At 71.4% G+C, this 22,471-nt stretch carries 22 protein-coding genes; 10 read left to right on the top strand and 12 right to left on the bottom strand.

Annotated elements, in window-relative coordinates:
• Positions 1 to 8: 8 nt before the first annotated feature.
• The 6 genes from arfB to ACE37J_RS09935 form a co-directional block, all read right to left on the bottom strand.
• Entirely contained in the window at positions 9 to 428 is a 420-nt protein-coding gene (gene arfB, locus ACE37J_RS09960; protein WP_409710855.1) for an alternative ribosome rescue aminoacyl-tRNA hydrolase ArfB, read from the bottom strand.
• A 242-nt stretch (positions 429 to 670) separates the two neighbouring features.
• A complete protein-coding gene (locus ACE37J_RS09955; RefSeq protein WP_409710967.1) occupies positions 671 to 1,285 on the bottom strand; it encodes a queuosine precursor transporter in 615 nt (204 codons plus the stop codon).
• A gap of 66 nt (positions 1,286 to 1,351) precedes the next feature.
• Positions 1,352 to 2,329: a sigma-54 interaction domain-containing protein gene (locus tag ACE37J_RS09950; RefSeq protein WP_409710853.1), complete on the bottom strand. Its 978-nt coding sequence runs from the start codon at positions 2,327 to 2,329 to the stop codon at positions 1,352 to 1,354.
• Between the two features lie 191 nt (positions 2,330 to 2,520).
• Positions 2,521 to 3,309: an enoyl-CoA hydratase gene (locus ACE37J_RS09945; RefSeq protein WP_409710851.1), complete on the bottom strand. Its 789-nt coding sequence runs from the start codon at positions 3,307 to 3,309 to the stop codon at positions 2,521 to 2,523.
• Positions 3,310 to 3,363: 54 nt separating this feature from the next.
• Positions 3,364 to 3,921, bottom strand: a complete 558-nt coding sequence (locus ACE37J_RS09940; RefSeq protein ID WP_409710849.1) for a histidine phosphatase family protein — start codon at positions 3,919 to 3,921, stop codon at positions 3,364 to 3,366.
• A 37-nt stretch (positions 3,922 to 3,958) separates the two neighbouring features.
• The gene (locus ACE37J_RS09935) at positions 3,959 to 5,818 is read right to left on the bottom strand and encodes a bifunctional 2',3'-cyclic-nucleotide 2'-phosphodiesterase/3'-nucleotidase (RefSeq protein WP_409710847.1); all 1,860 of its coding nucleotides are present in this window, start codon (positions 5,816 to 5,818) and stop codon (positions 3,959 to 3,961) included.
• Between the two features lie 114 nt (positions 5,819 to 5,932).
• On the opposite strand from ACE37J_RS09935, the gene ACE37J_RS09930 reads away from it, so the two are divergent.
• The 3 genes from ACE37J_RS09930 to ACE37J_RS09920 are packed head-to-tail and all read left to right on the top strand — an operon-like array spanning position 5,933 to position 8,856.
• Entirely contained in the window at positions 5,933 to 6,985 is a 1,053-nt protein-coding gene (locus ACE37J_RS09930; protein WP_409710845.1) for a pyridoxal-phosphate dependent enzyme, read from the top strand.
• Positions 6,978 to 8,096, top strand: coding sequence for a M24 family metallopeptidase (locus ACE37J_RS09925; RefSeq protein ID WP_409710844.1), 1,119 nt, complete (start codon positions 6,978 to 6,980; stop codon positions 8,094 to 8,096). Before ACE37J_RS09930 ends, ACE37J_RS09925 begins: the two co-directional genes overlap by 8 nt.
• Positions 8,097 to 8,106: 10 nt before the next feature.
• Positions 8,107 to 8,856 (top strand): Asp/Glu racemase, encoded by a 750-nt coding sequence (locus ACE37J_RS09920; protein ID WP_409710842.1) that lies wholly within the window; start codon positions 8,107 to 8,109, stop codon positions 8,854 to 8,856.
• 6 nt (positions 8,857 to 8,862) lie between these two features.
• Here the strand turns inward: ACE37J_RS09920 and ACE37J_RS09915 are convergent, their stop codons facing one another.
• Complete coding sequence (locus ACE37J_RS09915) at positions 8,863 to 10,056, bottom strand: trans-sulfuration enzyme family protein (RefSeq protein ID WP_409710840.1); 1,194 nt, start codon at positions 10,054 to 10,056, stop codon at positions 8,863 to 8,865.
• Between the two features lie 109 nt (positions 10,057 to 10,165).
• Between ACE37J_RS09915 and cobS the strand changes: the two genes are divergently transcribed.
• Genes cobS through cobT form a run of 3 tightly spaced genes read left to right on the top strand, consistent with a single transcriptional unit; the run spans position 10,166 to position 13,714 of the window.
• Entirely contained in the window at positions 10,166 to 11,140 is a 975-nt protein-coding gene (gene cobS, locus ACE37J_RS09910; protein WP_409710838.1) for a cobaltochelatase subunit CobS, read from the top strand.
• A 4-nt stretch (positions 11,141 to 11,144) separates the two neighbouring features.
• A complete protein-coding gene (locus ACE37J_RS09905) occupies positions 11,145 to 11,837 on the top strand; it encodes an aspartate/glutamate racemase family protein (RefSeq protein ID WP_409710836.1) in 693 nt (230 codons plus the stop codon).
• A complete protein-coding gene (gene cobT / locus ACE37J_RS09900; protein ID WP_409710834.1) occupies positions 11,837 to 13,714 on the top strand; it encodes a cobaltochelatase subunit CobT in 1,878 nt (625 codons plus the stop codon). The genes ACE37J_RS09905 and cobT overlap by 1 nt, the downstream gene beginning before the upstream one ends.
• 3 nt (positions 13,715 to 13,717) lie before the next feature.
• Here the strand turns inward: cobT and ACE37J_RS09895 are convergent, their stop codons facing one another.
• Positions 13,718 to 14,128: a hypothetical protein gene (locus ACE37J_RS09895; RefSeq protein WP_409710965.1), complete on the bottom strand. Its 411-nt coding sequence runs from the start codon at positions 14,126 to 14,128 to the stop codon at positions 13,718 to 13,720.
• Positions 14,129 to 14,186: 58 nt separating this feature from the next.
• Positions 14,187 to 14,486: a hypothetical protein gene (locus tag ACE37J_RS09890; protein WP_409710832.1), complete on the bottom strand. Its 300-nt coding sequence runs from the start codon at positions 14,484 to 14,486 to the stop codon at positions 14,187 to 14,189.
• Positions 14,487 to 14,652: 166 nt separating this feature from the next.
• Here ACE37J_RS09890 and ACE37J_RS09885 point away from each other — a divergent pair, with 166 nt between their 5' ends.
• Positions 14,653 to 16,272: a DUF4157 domain-containing protein gene (locus tag ACE37J_RS09885; protein WP_409710830.1), complete on the top strand. Its 1,620-nt coding sequence runs from the start codon at positions 14,653 to 14,655 to the stop codon at positions 16,270 to 16,272.
• A gap of 81 nt (positions 16,273 to 16,353) precedes the next feature.
• Here ACE37J_RS09885 and ACE37J_RS09880 read toward each other — a convergent pair whose 3' ends face one another.
• Positions 16,354 to 17,658, bottom strand: coding sequence for a capsule biosynthesis protein CapA (locus ACE37J_RS09880; protein ID WP_409710828.1), 1,305 nt, complete (start codon positions 17,656 to 17,658; stop codon positions 16,354 to 16,356).
• Between the two features lie 87 nt (positions 17,659 to 17,745).
• On the opposite strand from ACE37J_RS09880, the gene ACE37J_RS09875 reads away from it, so the two are divergent.
• A complete protein-coding gene (locus tag ACE37J_RS09875; RefSeq protein ID WP_409710826.1) occupies positions 17,746 to 18,354 on the top strand; it encodes a riboflavin synthase in 609 nt (202 codons plus the stop codon).
• 10 nt (positions 18,355 to 18,364) lie between these two features.
• Here ACE37J_RS09875 and ACE37J_RS09870 read toward each other — a convergent pair whose 3' ends face one another.
• The gene (locus ACE37J_RS09870) at positions 18,365 to 19,909 is read right to left on the bottom strand and encodes an NAD(P)H-hydrate dehydratase (protein ID WP_409710824.1); all 1,545 of its coding nucleotides are present in this window, start codon (positions 19,907 to 19,909) and stop codon (positions 18,365 to 18,367) included.
• 196 nt (positions 19,910 to 20,105) lie between these two features.
• On the opposite strand from ACE37J_RS09870, the gene ACE37J_RS09865 reads away from it, so the two are divergent.
• Together ACE37J_RS09865 and glnA are read left to right on the top strand one after the other, a co-directional pair.
• Positions 20,106 to 20,444, top strand: a complete 339-nt coding sequence (locus ACE37J_RS09865; protein WP_409710822.1) for a P-II family nitrogen regulator — start codon at positions 20,106 to 20,108, stop codon at positions 20,442 to 20,444.
• Between the two features lie 51 nt (positions 20,445 to 20,495).
• A complete protein-coding gene (gene glnA, locus ACE37J_RS09860) occupies positions 20,496 to 21,902 on the top strand; it encodes a type I glutamate--ammonia ligase (protein WP_409710820.1) in 1,407 nt (468 codons plus the stop codon).
• A 51-nt stretch (positions 21,903 to 21,953) separates the two neighbouring features.
• On the opposite strand, the gene ACE37J_RS09855 is transcribed toward glnA, so the two are convergent.
• A complete protein-coding gene (locus tag ACE37J_RS09855; protein WP_409710818.1) occupies positions 21,954 to 22,406 on the bottom strand; it encodes an Lrp/AsnC family transcriptional regulator in 453 nt (150 codons plus the stop codon).
• Positions 22,407 to 22,471: the final 65 nt, after the last annotated feature.

Here is a 22,471-nt window from a genome sequence, read left to right as displayed (position 1 = left end):
CCTCAGGCCTATTCCGCCTCCGGCGCCCCGCGCAGCGTCTTGACGGCGCCGCGCCGCGCCTTGCCCTCAAGCCGCCGCCGCTTGGAGGCGAGGGTGGGCCGCGTCTTCACCCGCGGCTTCGGGCGGACCGCCGCCTCGGCGATCAGCGCCACCAGCTTCTCCAGCGCCGCCTCCCGGTTCCGCCCCTGCGTCCGGTGCTCGGAGGCGGTGACGATCAGCGCGCCCTCCGAGGTCCAGCGCCAGCCGGCGAGCCGCCTCAGCCGCGCCTTCACGGGGCCGGGCAGATGGGGCGAGCGCTCCGCCTCGAAGCGCAGCTCGACCGCGGTGGAGACCTTGTTGACGTTCTGCCCGCCGGGCCCGGAGGCGCGGACGAAGGTCTCCGTCAGCTCCCATTCGGCGATGGCGATCTCGTCATTCACCCGGATCATCGGGCCCCCCAAAGAAGCAAAGGAGCCGCCCGGAAAGGCGGCTCCCCTGAGTGTCACGGGCGTCGTCCGCTGCGGGGCGAACCCCGGCGGGCGGCGCGCATCAGCTGAAAGAGGGCTGCCCCTTCCGCGTAGCGAGCTGCGATCCGTCCGACGCGCCGACGAACTCATGATGCATCGGATCACCTCCTTTCAGTTGTTGCGACTGCGAGAAGGATGCCACGACCGCGCAGGAACGCAAGCGATTATGCGAAACGTCGGGAAAGAAGCCGGAAGGGCGCCAGCGCCGCCGCCGCCAGCGCCAGCTTCACCCCGAAATCCGCCACCGCGAGGGATACCCAGAGCGGCGCCGCCGGGCCGAAGCCGAGCAGCGGGACGATTTCCCGCGCCCAGCCGTTCGGGTCCGCCGGGTCGAGGAAGAGGAAGGCGGCGGAGAAGGCGACGGAGAAGAAGATCGCCGTGTCCACCGCCGAGCCGAAGAGCGAGGAGAGGAGCGGCGCCCGCCACCAGGCCCCGGCGCGCAGCCGGTCGAAGATCGCGACGTCGAGCAACTGCGCCGTCAGGAAGGCGAGGCCGGAGCCGAGCGCGATGCGGAGCGTCACCAGCGGGTCCCCGAACTCGTTCACGAAGCGGCTCGCGATGAGGGACGCCACGACCCCGACGACGAAGCCGGCCGCCACCACCCGCCGCGCCGCGGCGGGGCCGAGGGCCCGGTTCGTCAGGTCGGTCACGAGGAAGGCGAGCGGATAGGTCAGCGCGCCCCAGGTCAGCCAGTCCCCCAGCAGATGCTGCACGAGGATGTTCGACGCGAGGACGACCGCCGCCATCGCGACGATTCCGATCAGGAGGGGGCGGGTCAGCATGGGCGAGGCTCCGTTTTGCGCGGCGGGCCTAGCGCCGATGAGCGGCGGAGGCAAGCGGCGCGTTCAGCCCTCCGCCCATCCCTCCTGCTTGCGGTAGAGCGTGGAGGGCGAGAGGCCGAGGGCGCGGGCGGCCTTCGGCGCGCTGCCCCAGCGGCGGATTGCGGCGGATATGACGAGGCGCTCGATCTCCGCGAAGGGCAGGCCGAGCAGCGCCTCCGCCGCGCCCTCGGCGCCGTTGTGCGGCGCGGGGGCGGGCGAAGCGGCGAGGCCGAGCCGTTCCGGCGTCGCCGCCTCCCCCTCCCCAAGCACGACGGCGCGACGGAGGGCGTTGGCAAGCTCGCGGACATTGCCGGGCCAGAGATGGGCGCGAATCGCCGCCTCCGCTTCGGGACCGAGCCGAGGAACAGGAACCCGCTCCTCCGCCGCGAGGCGCGGCAGGAGCGCGCGGGCGATCTCCACCGCGTCTTCCCCCCGCTCCCGGAGCGGCGGGGCGTGGACGGGGAGGACATGGAGGCGCCAATAGAGATCCTCCCTCAGTCTTCCCGCCGCCATTTCCGCCGCCGGATCCCGGTTCGTGGCGGCGACGATGCGGGCGTCAGCCGCGCGCGGCGTCGGGTCGCCCAGCCGCGTCACCGCGCCGGTTTCGAGGAAGCGGAGGAGCCGCGTCTGCGAGGCGAGCGGCAATTCGCAGAGCTCGTCGAGAAAGAGCGTGCCGCCCGAAGCCGCCTGCGCCGCCCCCGTCCGGTCCGCCACCGCGCCGGTGAAGGCGCCGCGGCGATGGCCGAAAAGCTCCGCCTCGATCAGCTCCGCCGGGATCGCCCCGCAATTGACCGGCACGAAAGGCCCCGCGGCGCGGGGCGAGGCGGCGTGGATCGCCTCCGCGCAGAGCTCCTTGCCCGTCCCGCTCTCGCCCGTCAGGAGGACGGTCGCCTCCGACCGGGCGACGCGGGCGAGGCGGCGGCGAAGGGCGCGCATCACGGGCGAGGAGCCGATCAGACGCTCCGCCCCCGCCTCCGCCCCGAAATCCCCGCCATCCGCCATCACCCGCCCCTGTTGAGAGAAAGGGAGACTGCGCGCTCGCGCCTAAGGCGGGCTTAACGGCCGGCGCGGCGTGTGTGCACACAGTGTGCAAGGGGGTCAACTATCTGATATTAAATCAATATCAGAAATAGCGGTTTCCGGGCTGGTTGTGCGCCGGGGTCCCGGCTCAGGGCCGGGACAGCGGCGATTGCCTACCGCCCCTCCCAGACCGGCTCCCGCTTCTGAAGGAAGGCGTCGATCCCCTCCTCGGCGTCGCGTGCGAGCATGTTGCGGGTCATCACCTCGGAGGCGAAGGCGTAGGCCGCCTCTGTCTCCTTCTCCGCCTGCTCGTAGAAGGCGCGCTTGCCGATCTCGAGCGTCAGCGGAGATTTCGCGGCGATGAGAGCGGCGAGCGCCGCCGTCTCCGCCTCCAGGGCGCCGGGCGCGGCGAGATGCGAGACGAGGCCGAGGCGCAGCGCCTCGTCCGCCCCGATCATCTCCCCCGTCAGCAGCATCCGCATCGCCGCCTTGCGCCCGACGGCGCGGGAAAGGGCGACCATCGGCGTCGAGCAGAAGAGGCCGATGTTGACCCCCGGCGTCGCGAAGCGGGCGCCCGGATCCGCCACGGCGAGATCGCAGGTCGCGACGAGCTGGCAGCCCGCCGCCGTCGCCACGCCATGAACCCGCGCGATGACCGGGAGCCGCAGCCGCTGGATGCGGAGCATGAGCGCGGAGCATTCCGCGAAGAGCGCCTCATAGGCCGCCCGGCCCGGATTGGCCCGCACCTCCCGGAGGTCATGCCCGGCGCAGAAGCCCGGCCCCGCGCCGGCGATGACGACGACGCGCGCGGCCTCGTCCGCCTCCGCTTCCCCCAGCGCCTCCATCAGCGCCGCCATGAGCGGGCGGGAGAGCGCGTTTCGCGCGCCGGGGCGGTTGAGCGTGAGCGTTACGACGCCCGCGGAGTCTTCGCGCAGGATGAGGGGCTGGCTTTCGGCGTTCATGTTCGATCCTCCCGCCCCGCTTCTAGCATGGCGGGCGAGGGCGGCGAAACCGGCTCAGGGCGCGATCAGGATCGTTCCCGCCGCCTCGAACCCTTCCGGCCCGAGAAAGCCGACGACGATCTCGCCCGAGGCGGGAAAGACGCCGGAGAGCGCGGTCACGTTTACCTGATGCGAGACGAGCATGACGCGCGCGCCTTCGGGCAAGGCGGCCAGTGCGGCGAGCGCGGCCTCCGTGCGCTCCGGCCCGAGGCTTCGCTCGCCAAAGAAGGAATTGAGCGCGGGAAGCGGCTCCGGCGCGCCGTGGCCGAGCAGCTCCGCCGTCTCCCGCGCCCGGCACCATTCCGAGGTGAAGACGCGGTCGAACGCGACGCCCTTCTCGAGGAGCGCCGCGCCGGCGCGGCGCGCCTGCTCCCGCCCCCGCCCGTCGAGATTGCGCTGCGTCGCGCAGTCCCCGAGCGTGAAATTCGGCGGGTCCCCCGTCCCGGGCGCAAGGGCGTGGCGCATGAGGGCGATCGCGCCGGGGCGGGAGAGCGCGGCCCAGGCGGCCTCCTCGCTCGCGCGGGCGAGAACCGGGGAGAGAAGGAGGAGGGCGAGGATCAGTATCGTCTTCATGCGCGAGGACATGGCGCGCGGGCGCGGGAGGTCCAGCCTAGAACCGGATGCGCCAGCGGAGGAAGCCCGCTTCGTCCATCCCCGCCTCCTCCAGCCGCAATCCGGGCGCGGAAGCGGCGTGGAAGGCCGAGCCCGGACCGCTCCGGAAGATCGCCGTGGCGCCCTTCGGGCCGGTCAGCCGCCAGGAGGGCGGGCCGGGCGGCCGCTCCGCCCCGCCCTCCCGGATATGGGCGAGGAGGATGTCCCGGTTCGCGTCCGGCCCGTCGAAGATCACCCGCTCCTCCGACGCGCCGGGGAAGCCGCCGCCGCCCGAGGCGCGGTAGCTGTTCGTCACGATCACGAAGCGCTCGTCCGGCTCAACGGGCCGGCCCGCGACGCAGAGGTTTCGCACCCGCCCCGGACCGGGGAAAGCCGGCGCCCCCTCGGCGTCGAACCTCGCGGGGCGGGAAAGGTCGAATTCCCAGGTGAGGCCGAGGAGGGTGTCGAAGTTGAAAGCCGGGAAGCCCGGGTCGATCAGCGGCGCGTCATGCGCTCCGGGCGCGATGCGGTTGAAGAGGCCGGCGGCGCGCTCCAGCCAGTCCCGCGCCTCCGCGCCGGTGACGAGGAGGGCGCGCACGGTGTTCGGGTAGACGTAGAGGTCGGCGACGTTGCGGATGGCGAGGTCGCCGGCCGGAACGTCTGTATAGTAGCCCGGCCCGCCGCGCCCGCCGGCCTTGAAGGGCGAGGCTGCGGAAAGGAGCGGCAGGGCCTCCCATTCCGTGCCCGCCAGCATCCGGCGCATATAGGCGGCCTGCGCCTCCGCCACGATGCGCACCGCCGGGCTTTCCGCCGCAAGGGCGAACCACGAATGGAGCGGCTGGGCGCTCCGCCCGACCGGGCGGCGGACATAGGCCAGCGTCGCCGCATGATCGGCGCGCACGGCGTCCAGCACCGCCTCGTCCAGCGGGCCGCCCTCTTCGGGCACGGCGACGGAGGACTCGGCTTCCGTCACGCGCCAGCGCCCGCCCTCCTTGCGGAGAAGGAGGTCGATCACCCCGAGATGCGAGCCGAAGGCGCCGGGGGCCGCCGCGGGCTTTCCGCCGACGAGGCCCTTCGCGGCGTCCACGCCCGGCGCGCCCGCATGGTCCGGCCCGGGGAGGACGCGGTGGCTGTGGCCGAGGATCATCGCGTCGAGCCCCTCCAGCGCGGCGAGGGGGAGCGCGGCATTCTCCATCCCCTCGCTGTGCGCCTCCGGCCCGATCCCGGTATGGCAGAGGCCGATGACGAGATCGGCGCCCGCCGCCCGCAGTGCGGCGATGGCCGCCTCCGCCGCCCTGACCATGTCCCCGGCCCGGGCGCGGCCTTCGAGATGGCGCGCATCCCAGACCATGATCTGCGGCGGGAGGACGCCGAAAAGACCGATGCGGAAAGCATGGTCCGCCCCCGCGCCGTCCGTGAGCCGCCGCTCCAGAATCGCGGTCCCGGCGAAGAGCGGGGCGCCCGCTTCGTCCGTCACGTTCGCGCAGAGGACGGGGAAGGCGGCGGCGGAGAGCGCGCCCCGCAGGAAGTCGAGCCCGTAGTTGAATTCGTGGTTCCCGAGCGCCGCCGCGTCATAGCCGGCGGCGTTCATCGCGGCGATGACGGGGTGGCCCGTTCCCGAGCCCGTCTCGAAGGCGACATGATCCGCCAGCGGCGAGCCTTGCAGGAAGTCGCCGTTGTCGAGGAGAAGCGCGTTCGCCGCCCCCTCCCGCATCTCCCGCGCGAGGGCGGAGAGGCGGGCGAGGCCGATTGTCCCGTCAGGCCGGTCGGCGTGGTAATCCCAGGGGTGGACATGGGCGTGGAGGTCGGAACTCGCCATGAGGCGCAGATGCGCCGCCCCCGCCCCGGCCCCGCGCGTGAAGAGATGCGGCGCGCTCATGGCCGCGCCGGCGAATCGGATTGGTTCTTGCGCCCCGGTCCCCGCATGGTCGACAGATAGAGCGAAGGGCGGCCGCCGGGGCAAGCCCGCGCAGCGTGACCGGGAGAGAAGCCCTTGACGATCTTCGCCAATCCGTTCCGCGGCAGCGGCCTGCCGGCCGGGGCCCCGGTCGAACCCGGAAGCGTGGAGAGCGACCCGGCGGCGGCGCGTGCGCTTTTCGCCCGGTGCCCGAAGGCGGCGGGGACGCCGCTGCTGAACCGGCCCGACCTCGCCGCCCGGCCCGGGATCGGGGCGCTGCATCTCAAGGACGAGCGCGGGCGGATGGGGCTCGGCAGCTTCAAGGCGCTGGGCGCCGCACACGCCATCGCGAAGCGGGCGGAGGCGCGGGGCGGGCGGCTGGAGGGGGAGACGATCGTCACGGCGTCCGCCGGCAATCACGGCCTTTCCGTCGCCGCGGGGGCCGCGGCCTTCGGCGCGGAGGCGGCGATCTACGTGGCGGAGACGGTGCCGGAGGCCTTCGCGGACCGGCTCCGCGCCCGCGGCGCGCGCGTCGTCCGCTACGGGGCGATCTATGAAGAGGCGATGGCGGCGGCGGCGGAAGCGGCTGCGCGGGAGGGGTGGTTTCTTCTCTCCGATTCGAGCTGGCCCGGCTATTCGGCCCCGGCGCGGGACGTGATGGAGGGTTACCTCATCATGGCGGAGGAGGCCGCGGCGGCCATGCCGGCGCCGCCCACGCATCTCTTCCTCCAAGCCGGGGTCGGCGGGCTGGCGGCGGCTGTCGCCGCCCATGCGCGGCGCGTCTGGGGCGCGGGGCCTGTCATCGCCGTGGTCGAGCCGGCCTTCGCGCCCGCGCTCCTCGAAAGCGTGCGGGCGGGGCGGCCCGCACTCGCGCCCGGGCCCGTCTCGATCATGGGGCGGCTCGACTGCAAGGAGCCCTCCCATCTCGCGCTCGCGGCGCTGGCGCGGGACGCGGACCTCTTCATGACCGTGACCGAGGCGGAGGCGGACGGGGCCGGGCGCGCGCTCGGCGAGGCCGGGCTTCCCACCACGCCCTCGGGCGGCGCGGGCTTCGCCGGGCTCGAAGCGGCGGCGCGGGCGGGGGCTGCCGGGCTCGGGCCGGAGAGCCGCGCGCTCGTCTTTCTCAGCGAGGGGCCGGAGGATGCCTGACTTTCCCCGGGCGGAATACGAGGCGCGGACGGCGCGCGCGCAGGCGGCGATGGCGGCGGCGGGGTTCGACGCGATCCTCCTCACAACCGAGCCCGAGTTCCGCTATTTCAGCGGCTTCCGCACCGCCTTCTGGCTCAGCCCGACGCGGCCCTGGTTCCTGATCCTGCCGCGGGAGGGGCGGCCCGTCGCCGTGATCCCGGAGATCGGCGCCGCGCTGATGGCGCAGACCTGGGTGGAGGATATGCGGACCTGGCCCGCGCCCCGCCCGGATGATGACGGCGTGAGCCTCCTCCGCGACGCGCTCCGCCCCTATCCTCGGCTCGGCCTGCCGACGGGGCCGGAGACGAGCCTCCGGATGCCGCTCGCCGATCTCCGCGCGCTCGGGCGGGAGTTCGGGGACGCCGCGCCGCTCCTCCGCGACCTCCGCATGGTCAAGAGCGTGGCGGAAATCGCGAAGATCGAGTCGATCTGCCGGATCGGCTCCGCCGCCTTCGCCCGCGCGCCCCGGCTCTTCGCGCCCGGCATGAGCATGGCGGCGGCCTTCCGCGCCTTCCGCATCGCGCTCCTTGAGGCGGGGGCGGAGGAGGTTCCCTATCTCGTCGGCGGGCATGGGCCGGAGGGCTACGCCGACGTGATCTCCCCGCCCGGCCCGGAGCCGCTCCGCGAGGGCGACGTTCTGATGCTCGACACGGGCGCGAGCCTTGAGGGCTATTTCTGCGATTTCGATCGCAATTTCGCGCTCGGCCATGCTTCGGAGGCGGCGCGGCGCGGCCATGCGCGGCTGCACGCGGCGGTGGAGGCCGGGCTCGCGGCGGCGCGGCCGGGGGAGAGCTGCGCGGGCCTCTGGCGCGCGATGGCGGAGAGCCTCGGCGCCGGCGCCGGGGGCGATGTCGGCCGCTTCGGCCACGGCCTCGGGATGCAGCTGACGGAGCCGCCGAGCCTCGCGCCCTGGGACGGGACGCCGCTCCGCCCCGGCATGGTGCTGACGCTGGAGCCCTCGGTCGAGACGGGGCCGGGCTTGATGATGGTCGCGGAGGAGGTCATCGTCGTCGAGGAGGGGGGCGCGCGGCTCCTGACGGAGCGGGCGCCGCCGGACCTTCCCGTGATCTGAGGAGGCGTTCATGCGCGCGGGGTTCGAGACGGATGGCGGCTTCGCGGCGAACGGGGCGCTCGGCCTCATCGTGCTCGCGACGGACGAGACGCTCGAGCCCGAGATGCGCCGGATGATCCCCGAGCAGGCGCCGCTCTATCACAGCCGGATTCCCTCGGCCCCGACCGTGACGAAGGAGACGCTGGCCGCGATGGCGGGGGAGATGACGGCCTCCGCCGCGCTCCTTCCCGCCGCCGGGCTCCGCGCCGTCGGCTATGGCTGCACATCGGGAGCGACGGTGATCGGGCCGGAGCGCGTCGCCGGGCTGGTCGGCGCCGCGCTCCCCGGCGTTCCCGTGACGGACCCGCTCTCCGCCGTCATCGCCGCCCTGCGGGCGCTTGGCGCGCGGCGGCTCGGCTTCCTCACGCCCTACCGGCCCGAGGTCTCCGCCGCGATGCGGGCGGCGCTGGAGGCGGCGGGGATCGAGATCGCCGCCTTCGCCTCCTACGAGGAGGAGCGGGAGGCGACGGTCGCGCGGATCGCGGAGGCTTCGACGCTGGAGGCCGCGCTCCGCCTCGCCGCCGCGCCGGGGGTGGAGGCCGTCTTCGCCTCCTGCACCAATCTCCGCACGCTCGGGATCGTGGAGGCGATGGAGACCGAGAGCGGCAGGCCCTTCCTCTCCTCCAACCTCGCGCTTGGCTGGCGGATGCTCTCCCTCGCCGGGTTGCGGCCAGGGGCCGGCGCCCCGGGGCGGCTCATGCAGGGGCTCCGCGCGGGCTGAGGGGGATCAGCCGTGCGAGGCGGCGACGGCGCGTTCGATCTCGCCGATCAGCTGCTCCGGCTCCTCGACGCCGACGGAGGTGCGGATGAAGCCCTCCTCGATGCCGATCGCGGCGCGGGCCTCGACCGTAAGCCCGCGATGGGAGGAGGAGGCGGGATGCGAGAGGGTCGTCCCGACATCGCCCAGCGTCGGCGCGAAGGGGATGTGCTCGGCGGCGCGGAGGAAGCGGTTGACCGTCTCCCGCCCGCCGTCGAGCACGAAGCTCATCATGTTGCCGAACCGGCCCTTCAGGAGGTCGCCCGCCCGGTTGTGGTCCGGATGGTCGGACCGGCCGGGATAGAGCACGCGCTTGACGCCCTTCAGCCCGGCCAGCCGGTCCGCCAGCGCGGCGGCGGTCGCCTCGGCCCGGTCATAGCGGAGCGTGAAGGTGGAGAGGCCGCGCTCCGTCAGCCAGCAGTCGAAGGGCGAGGGCGCGAAGCCCCAGGTCACGGCAGCGTCGTAGAAGGCCTTGTTCATTTCCGGCGTCCGGCCCGCGACATAGCCGAGCATCGCGTCCGAATGCCCGGCGAGGAGCTTGGTGAGCGAATGGATCACGATGTCCGCCCCGTTCTCGAACGGCTTCCAGCCGCGGGGCGTGGTGAAGGTGTTGTCCACCGCGAGGAGGACGCCGGCCTCCTTCGCCGCCGCGGCGATCCCCGCCATGTCCGCGACGCGGAGCGTGGGGTTGGAGACGGTCTCGACCAGGATCAGCCGCGTCTCCGGCCGGATCGCGGCGCGGATCGCCGCCGCGTCCGTCGGGTCCGCCAGCGTCACGCCGAAGCCCATGCGCGGCATGTCCTGCGTCATCAGGCGGAGCGAGCGGCCGTAGAGCTGGTTGCCGGCCACCACATGGTCCCCCGCCCGCATCAGGGCGAGCAGCATGGCGGAGACGGCGGCCATGCCGGAGGCGACGACGACGCCGCCGCCCCATTCCGGCTTCACGCCTTCCAGCCAGTCGATCTTCTCCGCCACGATGGTGGCGTTCGGGTGCCCTTCGCGGCTGTAGGTGTAGCCCTTCGCCCGGCCCTCGTATTGCGAGTCGAGTTCGTCCGCGTCGGTCGAGCGATAGACGACCGAGGTGTGGATCGGGGAGGAGACGGGCCGCGAGACGGAAACGGGCGCGGCGACGCGGCGGGTGACGGAGCGGGGATCATGGGTCATGGCGGCGCGAGATGGCGCGCGGAGGCGCCGGCTGTCAACGGGCCCCGCTTGCTTCGCCCCTGCCCCGCCCCTACAACGTGGCGCGATGCGAAACGAGGGAATGCGAACGATGGCGGATGGCGGAGCCAGCCTGGCGGACGGGCCGAACACGGAGATCGACTGCGAGAAGGTCTTCGGCTTCAAGGTGAACATGCCGGTCAAGGGCTTCTCCCAGCGCACCGAGCGCGTGCCCGACCTCGACCCGGCCTATGTCTTCGACCGTGACACGACGCTGGCGATTCTCGCCGGCTTCTCCTTCAACCGCCGCGTCATGATCCAGGGCTATCACGGCACGGGCAAATCGACGCATATCGAGCAGGTCGCGGCGCGGCTCAACTGGCCCTGCGTGCGCGTGAACCTCGACAGCCACATCTCCCGCATCGACCTGATCGGGAAGGACGCGATCCGCCTGCAGGACGGCGTTCAGGTGACCGAGTTCAAGGAGGGCATCCTTCCCTGGGCGCTGCGGAACCCGACCGCGATCGTCTTCGACGAGTACGACGCCGGGCGCCCGGACGTGATGTTCGTGATCCAGCGCGTTCTGGAGGTGGACGGGAAGCTGACGCTCCTCGACCAGAACGAGGTCATCCACCCCCACCCTTCCTTCCGCCTCTTCGCGACGGCGAACACGGTGGGCCTCGGGGATACGACCGGGCTCTATCACGGCACGCAGCAGATCAACCAGGGCCAGATGGACCGCTGGTCCATGATCGTGACGCTCAACTACCTGCCGCACGACATCGAGGCGAAGATCGTCCACGCCAAGTGCCCGATGACGGACAAGAAGGTCATCTCCCGCATGGTGACCGTCGCGGACCTGACGCGCAGCGCCTTCATGAACGGGGACCTTTCCACCGTCATGAGCCCGCGCACCGTCATCGCCTGGGCGGACAATGCGGCGATCTTCCACGATGTCGGCTTCGCCTTCCGCGTCACCTTCCTCAACAAGTGCGACGAGCTGGAGCGGCAGACGGTCGCCGAGTTCTACCAGCGCTGCTTCGGCGAGGAGCTGCCCGAGAGCGCGGCGAGCCTGAGCCTCGGATGAGGCCATGCATATCGGGCTGATCGGCGGAATCGGCGTCGCGGCGACAATCGCCTATTACCGGCGGCTCACGGCGGCGATGGCGGCGCGCGGGAAGCGGCTGGAGCTGACCATCGCCCATGCCGAGGTGCAGGACCTCGCGCGCAACAACGCGGCGGACGACCGGGCGGCGCAGGCGGCGATCTACGCGCGCCTCATCGACCGGCTGAAGGCGGCGGGGGCGGAGTGCGCGGCGATCACCTCGATCGGCGGGCATTTCTGCTATGCGGAGACGCAGGCGCTCTCCTCCCTCCCGCTCGTCTCCGCCGTCGCGCCGCTCGACGAGCATTTCGCGGCGGCGGGGCTCAGGCGGGTCGGGCTTCTCGGGGTCGAGGGCGTATTGCGCTCCCGGCTCTACGGGGCGCTGCGGCGGACGGAGGCCGTGATCCCGCACGACATCGGGGCGGTCGGCGCCGCCTATCGGGAGACGGCGATCTCCGGCGCCTGCGACGAGGCGCGGCGGGCCTTCTTCTTCGCCGAGGGGCGGAAGCTGATCGATGCTGGGGCGGAGGCGGTGATCCTCGCCGGCACCGATCTCGGCCTCGCCTTCGACGGGCGCGATGCGGGCTACCCCGTGATCGACGCGCTCGACATCCATGTCGATCTCCTCGCCCGCATCGCGGCGGGGGAGACGGCGCTGACGCGCGGGGAGGCGGCCTGATGAGCGGCAAGAACGACAGCCCGGCGGACCCGTTCAAGAAGGCGCTCGGCGAAGCGACGCGGGCGATGGCGAACGACCCCGAACTCACGGTCGCCTTCTCCGTCGACCCTCCGGGCATGTCGAACGACACGCTGCGGCTCCCCCAGGTCTCCCGCCGGATGACGCGGGCGGAGGTGATGCTGGCGCGCGGGGCGGGGGATGCGGCCGCGCTGAAGCTCCGCTTCCACAATCCGGGCGCCCATGCGCGCTACGCCCCGCAGGGCGAGATGGCGCGCGGCATCTACGAGGCGATGGAGACGGCGCGCTGCGAGGCGCTCGGCGCCCGCGCCATGCCGGGCGTCGCGGACAATCTCGACGCGCGGCTCTCTGACGACGCGACGCGGCGCGGGCTCGGGGACATCAGGGACGTGGCGGACGCGCCGCTCGCCGACGCCGCGGCGATGGCGCTCCGCTGCGCCGCAACGGGGCGGAAGGCTCCGGCTGGCGTCGCCAACGTGCTCGAACTCTGGCGCGAGCGGCTGGAGGGCGAGGGCGGCGAGGCGCTGGCCGATCTCGCGACCCTGCTGGAGGACCAGACCGCTTTCGCGAAACAGGCGCGGCGCCTCATCTCCGACATGGGCTATGGCGACCAGCTCGGCGACGACCCGGACGCGCCGGAGGACGACGAGCAGGAGGGCGAGGACGCGCCCGAGGAGGACGAGGCGGATTCGGGGGACGAGGAAGGCGGCGACGAGCAGGAGCCGGAGGATTTCGCCCCCGACGAATCCGAAAGTGCGGAGACGCAGCGCGCCGAGGTCGAGGCCGAACTCGAGGAGACGGACGGGGAGGAGAACGAGACCCCGGCCGAGGACGAGGGCGCCCCGCCGGACCAGCCCCCGCCCCTCCCGGACAGCGACGCCTCCAGGGACTACCGCATCTACACGCGCGCGCACGACGAGGAGATCCGGGCGGAGGAGCTCTGCGACGAACAGGAGCTGGACCGGCTCCGCTCCTATCTCGACAAGCAGCTCGACCCGCTGAAGGGCGCGGTCGGGCGGCTGGCGAACAAGCTCCAGCGCCGGCTCCAGGCGCAGCAGAACCGTTCGTGGGAGTTCGACCTCGAAGAGGGCGTGCTGGACGCCGGGCGGCTCGCCCGCGTCGTCACCAACCCCTTGACGCCGCTCAGCTTCAAGATGGAGCAGGAGACGGATTTCAAGGACACCGTCGTCTCCCTCCTCATCGACAATTCGGGCTCGATGCGCGGCCGGCCGATCTCCATCGCCGCGATCTCGGCGGACGTTCTGGCGCGGACGCTGGAGCGCTGCCACGTTAAGGTGGAGATCCTCGGCTTCACCACGCGCGCCTGGAAGGGCGGGCAGGCGCGGGAGGACTGGCTGAAAGCGGGGCGCCCCGCCCTGCCCGGTCGGCTCAACGACCTCCGCCACATCGTCTTCAAGGCCGCGGACGCGCCGTGGCGGCGGGCGCGGCGCAATCTCGGCCTGATGATGCGCGAAGGGCTCCTCAAGGAGAACATCGACGGCGAGGCGCTCGAATGGGCGCATCGCCGGCTCGAACGCCGCCCCGAGCAGCGGCGCATCCTCATGGTGATCTCGGACGGCGCGCCGGTGGACGATTCCACGCTCTCGGTGAACCCCTCCAATTATCTGGAACGCCACCTCCGCGACGTGATCGCGATGATCGAGCGGCGGAAGGCGGTGGAGCTTCTCGCCATCGGCATCGGCCACGACGTGACGCGCTACTATTCCCGCGCGGTCACCATCACCGATGTCGAGCAGCTCGCCGGCGCGATGACGGAGCAGCTCGCCGCGCTCTTCGAGGCGGACCCGCGGGCCCGCGCGCGGGCGGAGCGGCGCATGCCGCAGCGGCGGCGGGCCTGAGACTCAGGGCGTCTCGAGCCGGTATTTCCGGAACGGGACGCCCTCATAGTCCACTTCCCCCTCCGCCCTCGCCCCGAGCCGCGCCAGCGCGCCGAGCCGCGCGCGGGAGCGGGGCAGGAGGAAGGTGACGGAGCCGATCCGCGGATCGGCCCGCGCGAAGGCGAGCGCCTCCCGGGCGATGGCGGGGCCGAGGCCGAAGAGGCCTGGTTTCAGCACGAGGCCGAAATCCCAGTCCTCCCCCTCCTTCTGGAACCCGCCCCAGCCGGCATAGGCGCCGCCCGCGAAGATCGCCCAGTGGCCGAGCCCGTCCTCCGCCCAGCGCGCCTCCTTCGCCGCGACGAAGGCGGCGGCGCGCGCCTCGTCCCATGCGCCGGAAAGGAGCGGCATGTGTTCCGCCAGCCGCGGGTCGGCCATATGCGCGGCGATCTCCGCCGGCGGAACCTCCGGCAGCCGCTTGAAGGCGATGGCGCGCTCAGCGCGCACGCCGCCCTCCGATCCGCGCCAGAAGGAAGAAGAGGAGCGCAAGCGCGCCGAAGCCGGCCACTGCAGGCAGGAGCAGCGCGGGCAGGACAACCTCCTGCCAGGCGGCGGTGGAGACCATCGCCTCGATCTCCCCGCCGAAGGCGACGAGGCTTCCGCGATGGGCCGAGGCCCAGAATTCGGCGGTGGAGGTGAAGAGGAGCGGCGCGCCCTGCATCGGCCCGGTCCAGACATCCCAGGCGAGCGCGCCGAGCGCGAGCGCGCTGCAGAGATAGGCGAGAAACCGGCGCATGGGGCCCCCTTCGACAGCCTCCCAGAAAAGTTAACGCGGGGATGCGGCGCCGACAATCGGAGCCGGGCAGGCATCTGGCCTGGTTCAGATCGCTCCGCCAGACGCAGTTCTTGCGCTGAGCCTCCGCCTGCCCTGCCGCTCAAGCGAGGGCCGAGGCAGGGGCGGATTGCCGAAGGCCGAGGCGGCCGACGGCCCGGTTCGCTTGGCGCGGCGCTACCGAAGCCTGTTGGAAGCGCAGCCGGCGCCTGATAACCTGAAATCCGTCATGGAAGGAGCTCTCGTCAGCTTTCTGCAGTCATACGTCATTCAAGGGCGGTTTCTCAGTCCTTCGTCCGCTACGGCGCGCGAGGGGCAAGCGCCTCGGGGCTACAGCGCGCAGGGACCGGGCGCGTCCCCGGTTGACCCGTCGATCATCCGGAAGATCGGCCCCGGCTCCCCCCTCCCCGACGACGTTCGCGCCGGAGTGGAGGGGAGTCTCGGCGCCAGCTTTTCAAGCGTGCGTGTGCATGTGGGGCGGCAGGCGGCAGCCATCGGCGCACTCGCATTCACCATGGGCGAGGACATCTTCTTTGCGCCCGGCCAGTATCAGCCGAAAGCGGCGGCGGGGCGAAGGCTGCTCGGCCATGAGCTCGCCCACGTCCTCCAGCAGCGCGCCGGGCGCGTGCGCGCACCGTCGCCCAATGGCGTATGGATCGTGCAGGACCGGTTGCTGGAGGATGAGGCGGACCGCCTCAGTCTTCGCGCCGCGCAATTGAAGCCGGCGCCATCGCAGCGGCGGATCGCTCCGCCTCATCCTGCGACCCCTGGCGCGCCCGTGGGGCAGGCGTGGCCCGACTGGCGCTATCCGGCCGGCGCCGCCGCGGTTGCAGGCGGCGCGTTCCTGTTCGGTTTCGGCGCCATGGGCATCGCGATCGCAGGGGCGATCGGCCTTGGCGCAACATGGGCCTATGACTCCGTTCTCGCCAGCGGCGCGCCGCCAGCCGCGCGACCGATCCGGACAGAAACGAAAGGGCTCGGCCGCGGGCAAAACCAGCACCACTTCCTTCCGCGCGATCAGCCGCCGGGTGGCGGAACGCTCGACCAGCAGTTCTACCCGGCCGCCAGCGAAGGGCGCCGCTCTCAGCGCTCCTTCGCCGGCGAGCGCCCGAAGCAGGCCCTGCGCTGGCTCGCGACGAGTTTCTTCACCCGGTATGGCGGCGCCGCCGTTGTCGAGATTCAGTGCTACTATCGCGACACAGACCGGACCATCTATGTCTCCAGCAACAAGACGAAGACGAACAGGGCCATGGGCGGCGGCGACCTCGACGACATCATCTATTCGACTGTGCGCCATTTCGACCAGTTCGACCGCGGCAGAGACCTCCGGCATCGAACCAAGCTCGTTTCCGCGATCCGGAATGGCCCGCGATACCGGGAGCAGGGCCCCGTGATCGACGCGATCGTCAACAAGCGCGTGCGCATCGTGAGCGCGCCCTACGCCGACTATCCGGACGACCGGCATGCGGAGCGTCGGATCGCCGACCACATCGCGACGTCCTTCGGGGAACGGCTCCAGGAGCAAAATCTCGCAGGCGTCAAGCGACCCTGCATGGTTTGCAGCGTCGCCCTGAGGCTCGTGAACGCTCGCGCCGGCCCGATGTGGGATTCGAATGCCGGCCTCGGCGGCCTCACTGTCGCCGAGGTGGTGAAGCACGCGCGCGACAACGGGGCGATCTCTCATGCGACGTTTTCACGGACAGAGAGCAGGCTGACCTACAACTACGATACGGATAGCGACAGCGACTAGCTCCGGAAGTTCTGGCGAATTCCGGCCCTAGTCGCAGACGTGGAGCGGCGGCGCCGGTCGAAGCTGGAGGAGAAGACCTTCTCAGGCTCCGACACGACGACGAGACGCAAGTGCGACGACATCGCCCCCCTCCGCAGCCGTGAGGACCCGTTCATAGGGATCGAGCGGATCGAGCATCTTCTCCGTCGCCGCCTCCGCCGCCGCCCGCCGCCCGGCGGCGGTGTAGAAGGAGCCGCGGAGTTGCGAGCTCATCAGCAGGAACTGGCGGTATTCGCGATAGGCCACGGCGTCCGGCGGCGCGGGGCGGCGGAAGAAGGCTTCGAGCGGGCGCGCGTCCACGAATTCCGGCTTGGAATAGACGGCCCGCCCCGCGGCGTGGAGCGGCAGGCCGCGCCAGAGCGCCTGCTGCCCGGCGGTGGAGTTCACGGTGACGGCGGTGCGCGCCCGGTCCAGCAGCGGGCCGAGGCGGCCGCCGTGGAGGAAGACCATGCGCCCTTCGAGCCCGAGGCGCCGCGCCGTCTCCCGCGCCTTCGCCTCCAGCCGCTCCCGCCCGTCCTCGAACGGATGGGTCTTGAAGACGATCAGATGATCGCGCGGGGCGCCGGCGGCGAAGGCTTCAAGCACATGGTCGATGAAGGCGGGGACGGAGCCGAAGGGCCCGTGCGCGCGGAGCGAGGAATCGCCCGCCATCTGGAGGAGGACGAGGTGATAGAGCCGCCCGCCGCGCATCAGCCGGCGCTCCCGCCAGCGCCGCTCCGGCCCGAGCAGGGGCAGGACGAGGAGGCGGCGAAGGTAGAACCCAAGCTCCCGCGCCGCCCCGGCCTCCCGGTGCGGCCGGAAATGCGGCCAGGCGCGGTTGCGAAAGAGGATGTCGAAATGATGCCGGAAGCCGAGCGCCGCGTGCCGCCAGGCGGCGCCCCAGACAGGCGGCGCAGGCTCCACGTCATAGGGCGCGGCGCGGGAGGCGGCGGCCATTTGCGTGACGGAGAGGTCCATCAGGCGGGAAAACCCGTTCGCGCCGCCGCGCTCATAGGTCACCCAATGCGGGCGGAGATAGCCCTCCTCGAACACATGGAGCCGCAGGTTCTGCGCCTCCGCCAGCAAAGCAGCGGCACGGTGGGCGGGGCGCGCGTCGCCATAGAGCGCGATGTCGGTCACGCCCCGCTCCGCCACGAGGGTTTCCAGCCAGCCGGGCCAGTCCTCCATCCGCCCCGTGAAGGGCTGCCAGGGGCCGGCGCCGGCCCATTCCCGCTCGTCCGCGCGGCTGAGTCCCGCCTTGAGGACCTGCGCGCCCTCGGCCCGCAGCGCGCGGGCGAGCGCGGCGAAGTAGGGGCCGTGCGGCCCCTGAAGGAAGAGGAAGGTCCGCCCCGCCCCGCGCCCGATCATCCGCCACGCCCCCTGCCTCGAAGCCGCCCGCCCTTGGCGCCGCCTCCCATCGTGATTATTCCTCCCCCGACCTTCAAGGGAAGCTTCATGTTCACAGGCATCATCACTTCCGTGGGCGAGATCGCGGCGGCGGAGCGGCGGGGGGACGATCTCCGGCTCAGGATCGCTTGCGACTACCGGCCCGAGACCCTCGTCATCGGCGCCTCCGTCGCCTGTTCGGGCGTCTGCCTGACGGTGACGGACAAGGGCGCCCATGAGCGGGGCGGCTGGTTCGCCGCCGATGTGAGCCACGAGACGCTGACCAAGACGACGCTCGGCGGCCTCGGCGCGGGCGACCGGCTCAACCTCGAACGCGCGCTGAAGGTGGGGGACGAGCTCGGTGGCCATATCGTCACCGGCCATGTGGACGGGGTGGGCGAGATCGCGGGCCTCGCCGATGACGGGGAAAGCCTGCGCGTCACGGTCGCGGCGCCGCCCGCCCTCGCCCGCTTCATCGCCGCGAAGGGCTCGATGACGATGGACGGCGCCTCGCTGACGGTGAACGAGGTGGAGGGGGCGCGGTTCGGCGTCAACCTCATCCCCCACACCCGCGCGGCGACGACCTTCGGCGCGCTGCGGCTCGGGCAGGCGGTCAATCTCGAGATCGACGTGCTCGCCCGTTACGTCGCGCGGCTGAAGGAGGCCGAAGGGCTCTGAGGCGGCCTGCCTAGAGGCCGAGGCGGCGAAAGATTGCGGGCAGCTGTTCCGGAATGTCCTCCGCGATGAGGCCGGGGCCGAAATCGCGCGCCGCCTCCTGATGGAGCCAGGCGGCGCTCTCCGCCGCCTGCATCGCTTCGAAGCCGCGCGCGAGGAGGCCGCCTATCATGCCCGCGAGCACGTCCCCGGCCCCCGCCGTCGCGAGCCACGGGCAGGCGCGCTCATAGGCGGCGGAGACGATGGAGGCCCGGCCTTTCGGCCCCGCCACCACCGTATCCGGCCCCTTGATCAGCACGACGCAGCCGGCGCGCGAAGCCGCCTCCCGCGCCGCGTCGACCTTGGAGAAGGCGGGGCCGCGCGTCGCGGGCGCCTCCAGCCGCTCCCGGATATCGGGGAAGAGCCGTCCGAACTCGCCCATATGCGGCGTCAGAACGGTTCGCGTCCGGCGGGTGAGCGCGAAGAGCGCCTCCGGCTCGCCTGCAAAGGCCGTCAGCGCGTCGGCGTCTAGCACGACGCCCCTCTCCCCGCCCGAGAGCGCCGCCGTGGCGTGCGCCTGCGTCCCCTCCCCGGCTCCAAGCCCGGGCCCGAGGACGACGGCGTTGATCCGCCGGTCCTCCAGCGCCTCGGCGAGCGCGGCGGCGTCGCCGATCCGCCTGAGCATGATCGCATCGAGCCGCGCCGCGTTCTCGATCAGAGCGGCGGGCGGCGCGCCGACCGTCACCAGCCCCGCCCCGATCCTGAGAGCGCCCCGCGCCGCGAGGCGCGCAGCGCCGCCCTTGCCGACGCCGCCGGCGAGGACGAGCGCGTGGCCGTGGGAATATTTGTGGTCGACAGCGCCCTTGCCGAGCCCGTGGCCCGGCCCCGCAAGCACGGCCGGCGCAAGCGCACGAATATCCGCGTCGCCGAGTCCGATATCCGCCACGGCGACGCGCCCGCAATGGGCGGGGCCGAGGCCAAGCCGATGACCGATCTTCTCGCGCGCGAAGGTCACCGTCAGATCGGCTTGAAACGCGCTCTCACCGATCACGCGCCCGCTGTCAGCGCAAAGGCCGGAGGGAACATCGACCGCGACGAGACACGAGCCCCCCGCCGCCAGGGCGGATTGGACGACCGCGCGCGCGATGGACGCGATCTCCGGCGGCAGCGAGCGGCCGAGGCCGATCCCGAAAAAGGCGTCGATCACGAGATCGGCTTTGCTCACCTGCGTTTCAGCCGCTTGCGAGAGCGCCTCAACATCCCCGATCGCCTTCCACCGCCAGGAATTTTCCGCCGCATCCGGCGGCAGCTTCGCCTCCTCGCCATAGAGAAAGACCTCCACCTCCCAGCCCCGCTCCTTAAGCAGCCGCGCGACGACGAACCCGTCCCCGCCGTTGTTGCCCGGCCCGCAGAGGACGATGGCGCGGCCCGGCGCCTTCGCCAGTTCCGGCCGCCAGTCCATGACCGCGGAGACGACGCCGCGGCCGGCCCGCTCCATGAGTTCGAGCCCGCTGACGGCGCCGCTTTCGATGGCCGCGCGCTCGATCGCGCGCATCTCCGCCGCGGTGAGCACTTCCATGTCCAACCTCCCGCCTTCGCTCAGGCTATGGGCAATTTGCCCATTTCCTGTGCATACTCTCCTGAATCCGACTCACGCGGACCGGAACCGCGCCGGGCCGCATTGAAAACCGCGCCGCCGGGTGTTTCCAAGTGGTTGCGGCGCCCTCGCCTGCGGGGGCATTCGCCGCGCCCGGCCCGAAGGGAAGGAAAACGACATGAAAAAGATCGAGGCGATCATCAAGCCCTTCAAACTCGACGAAGTGAAGGAGGCGCTGCAGGAAATCGGCATCCAGGGGCTCTCCGTCACCGAGGCCAAGGGGTTCGGCCGGCAGAAGGGGCACACCGAGCTCTATCGGGGCGCCGAATATGTCGTGGATTTCCTGCCGAAGGTGAAGATCGAGCTCGTCGTGACGGACGAACAGGTCGATCAGGTGATCGACGCCATCGTCGCAGCGGCGAAGACCGGCAAGATCGGAGACGGCAAGATCTTCGTCTCCGACGTGAGCCGCGCCATCCGCATCCGCACCGGAGAGGACGGGAACGACGCGCTCTGACGCGCCAGCCCGCACCCCAGACAAGACAGAACGAGGAAGGAAGAGAGACCCATGGACGCAGCATCGTTCGTGAAGAAGATCAAGGACGAGGATATCGCCTATGTCGATATCCGCTTCACCGACCCGCGCGGCAAGCTCCAGCACGTCACCGTGCTCGAGAACCAGGTGGACGAGGATTTCATCGCCGAGGGCTTCATGTTCGACGGCTCCTCGATCGCAGGCTGGAAGTCCATCGACCAGTCCGACATGAAACTGATGCCGGACGTCTCCTCCGCCTACATGGACCCGTTCTTCGCGGAAAAGACGATCTGCGTGCATTGCGACGTGGTCGAGCCCGACACCGGCGAGCTCTATGATCGCGACCCGCGCGGCACCGCCAAGAAGGCCGAGGCCTATCTGAAATCCTCCGGCATCGGCGACGTCTCCTACTGGGGCCCCGAGGCCGAGTTCTTCGTCTTCGACGACGTGCGCTTCTCCACCTCGATGAACAAGGTCTCCTACGAGATCGACGCGGTGAACGCGGCCTGGAACACGGACACGGAATACGAGGCCGGCAACATGGGCCACCGCCCGCGCGTGAAGGGCGGCTACTTCCCCGTTCCGCCCGTGGACCACGGGCAGGACATGCGTTCCGAGATGCTTTCGACGATGAAGCAGATCGGCATGAACGTGGACAAGCACCACCACGAGGTCGCCTCCTGCCAGCACGAGCTCGGGCTGATCTTCGGCACGCTGACGGCGCAGGCGGACAACCTCCAGAAGTACAAGTACGTCATCCACAACGTCGCCAACGCCTATGGCAAGACGGTGACCTTCATGCCGAAGCCCCTCGCGGGCGACAACGGCACGGGGATGCACGTCAACCAGTCGATCTGGAAGGACGGCAAGCCGCTCTTCGCCGGCAACCAGTACGCCGACCTTTCGGAAGAGGCGCTCTACTACATCGGCGGCGTCCTGAAGCACGCCAAGGCGCTGAACGCGCTCACCAACCCCTCGACCAACTCCTACAAGCGCCTGATCCCCGGCTTCGAGGCGCCGGTGCTGCTGGCCTATTCGGCCCGCAACCGCTCCGCCTCCGTCCGCATTCCGTGGACGGACAGCCCGAAGGCCAAGCGCGTGGAGACGCGGTTCCCGGACCCGTCCTGCAACCCCTATCTCGCCATGTCGGCGCTGCTGATGGCCGGGCTCGACGGGATCAAGAACAAGATCCATCCGGGCGAGGCTTCCGACAAGGACCTCTACGACCTGCCGCCGGAAGAGCTCGCCGGCATCCCGACTGTCTGCGGCTCTCTCCGCGAGGCGATGGGCGCGCTGGAGGCGGACATGGACTTCCTGCTGCAGGGCGGCGTCTTCACCCGCGGGCAGCTCGAAGGCTACATGGAGCTGAAGTGGGAGGAGATCTACCGCTTCGAGCACACGCCGCACCCGGTCGAATACTCGATGTACTATTCCTGCTGAGCCCCTGGGGCGAAGCGGCGAGGGGCCCCGGAGACGGGGCCCCTTCTGCTTTCAGGCGCGCCCGTCCTTCGGAGAGCCCATCACAACATAGGTCGTTATGACGTTCACCTGCGCGAGGGCGCCCAGTTTCTCCGTGTGGAAGGCCTTGTAGGCGACGAGGTCCGCCACCTCGACGCGGAGGAGATACTCCACCGTCCCGGTCACGTTGTGGCATTCGACCACTTCGGGCGCGAGCGCCATGGCCCGCTCGAACGCCTCCTGACTCGCCTTCGTGTGCTGCGAAAGCCCGACCGCGACATAGGCGGTGAAGCCGTAGCCGAGCTTCCCCCGGTCCAGCACCGCGCGATAGCCGGCGATCACCCCCGCCCGCTCCAGCTCCTGCACCCGGCGGAGGCAGGCGGAAGGGGAGAGGCCGACGCGCGCGGCGAGGTCGAGGTTGCTGATGCGGCCGTCGCGGGAGAGTTCCCGCAATATCCGCTCGTTGATCGGGTCCATCTTCGCCATTTGTTGCGATCTTTGGCCCCGGGCGCGCGAAATCGCAATCTCTCGTCGCGCGATCCGGAGAATCC

Source organism: Pikeienuella sp., from assembly GCF_046290545.1.
In the GTDB taxonomy this organism is placed as follows: Bacteria; Pseudomonadota; Alphaproteobacteria; order Rhodobacterales; family Rhodobacteraceae; genus Pikeienuella.
Note: the sequence above shows the minus strand (reverse complement) of the source record. Positions and strands in the feature narration are given on the sequence as shown.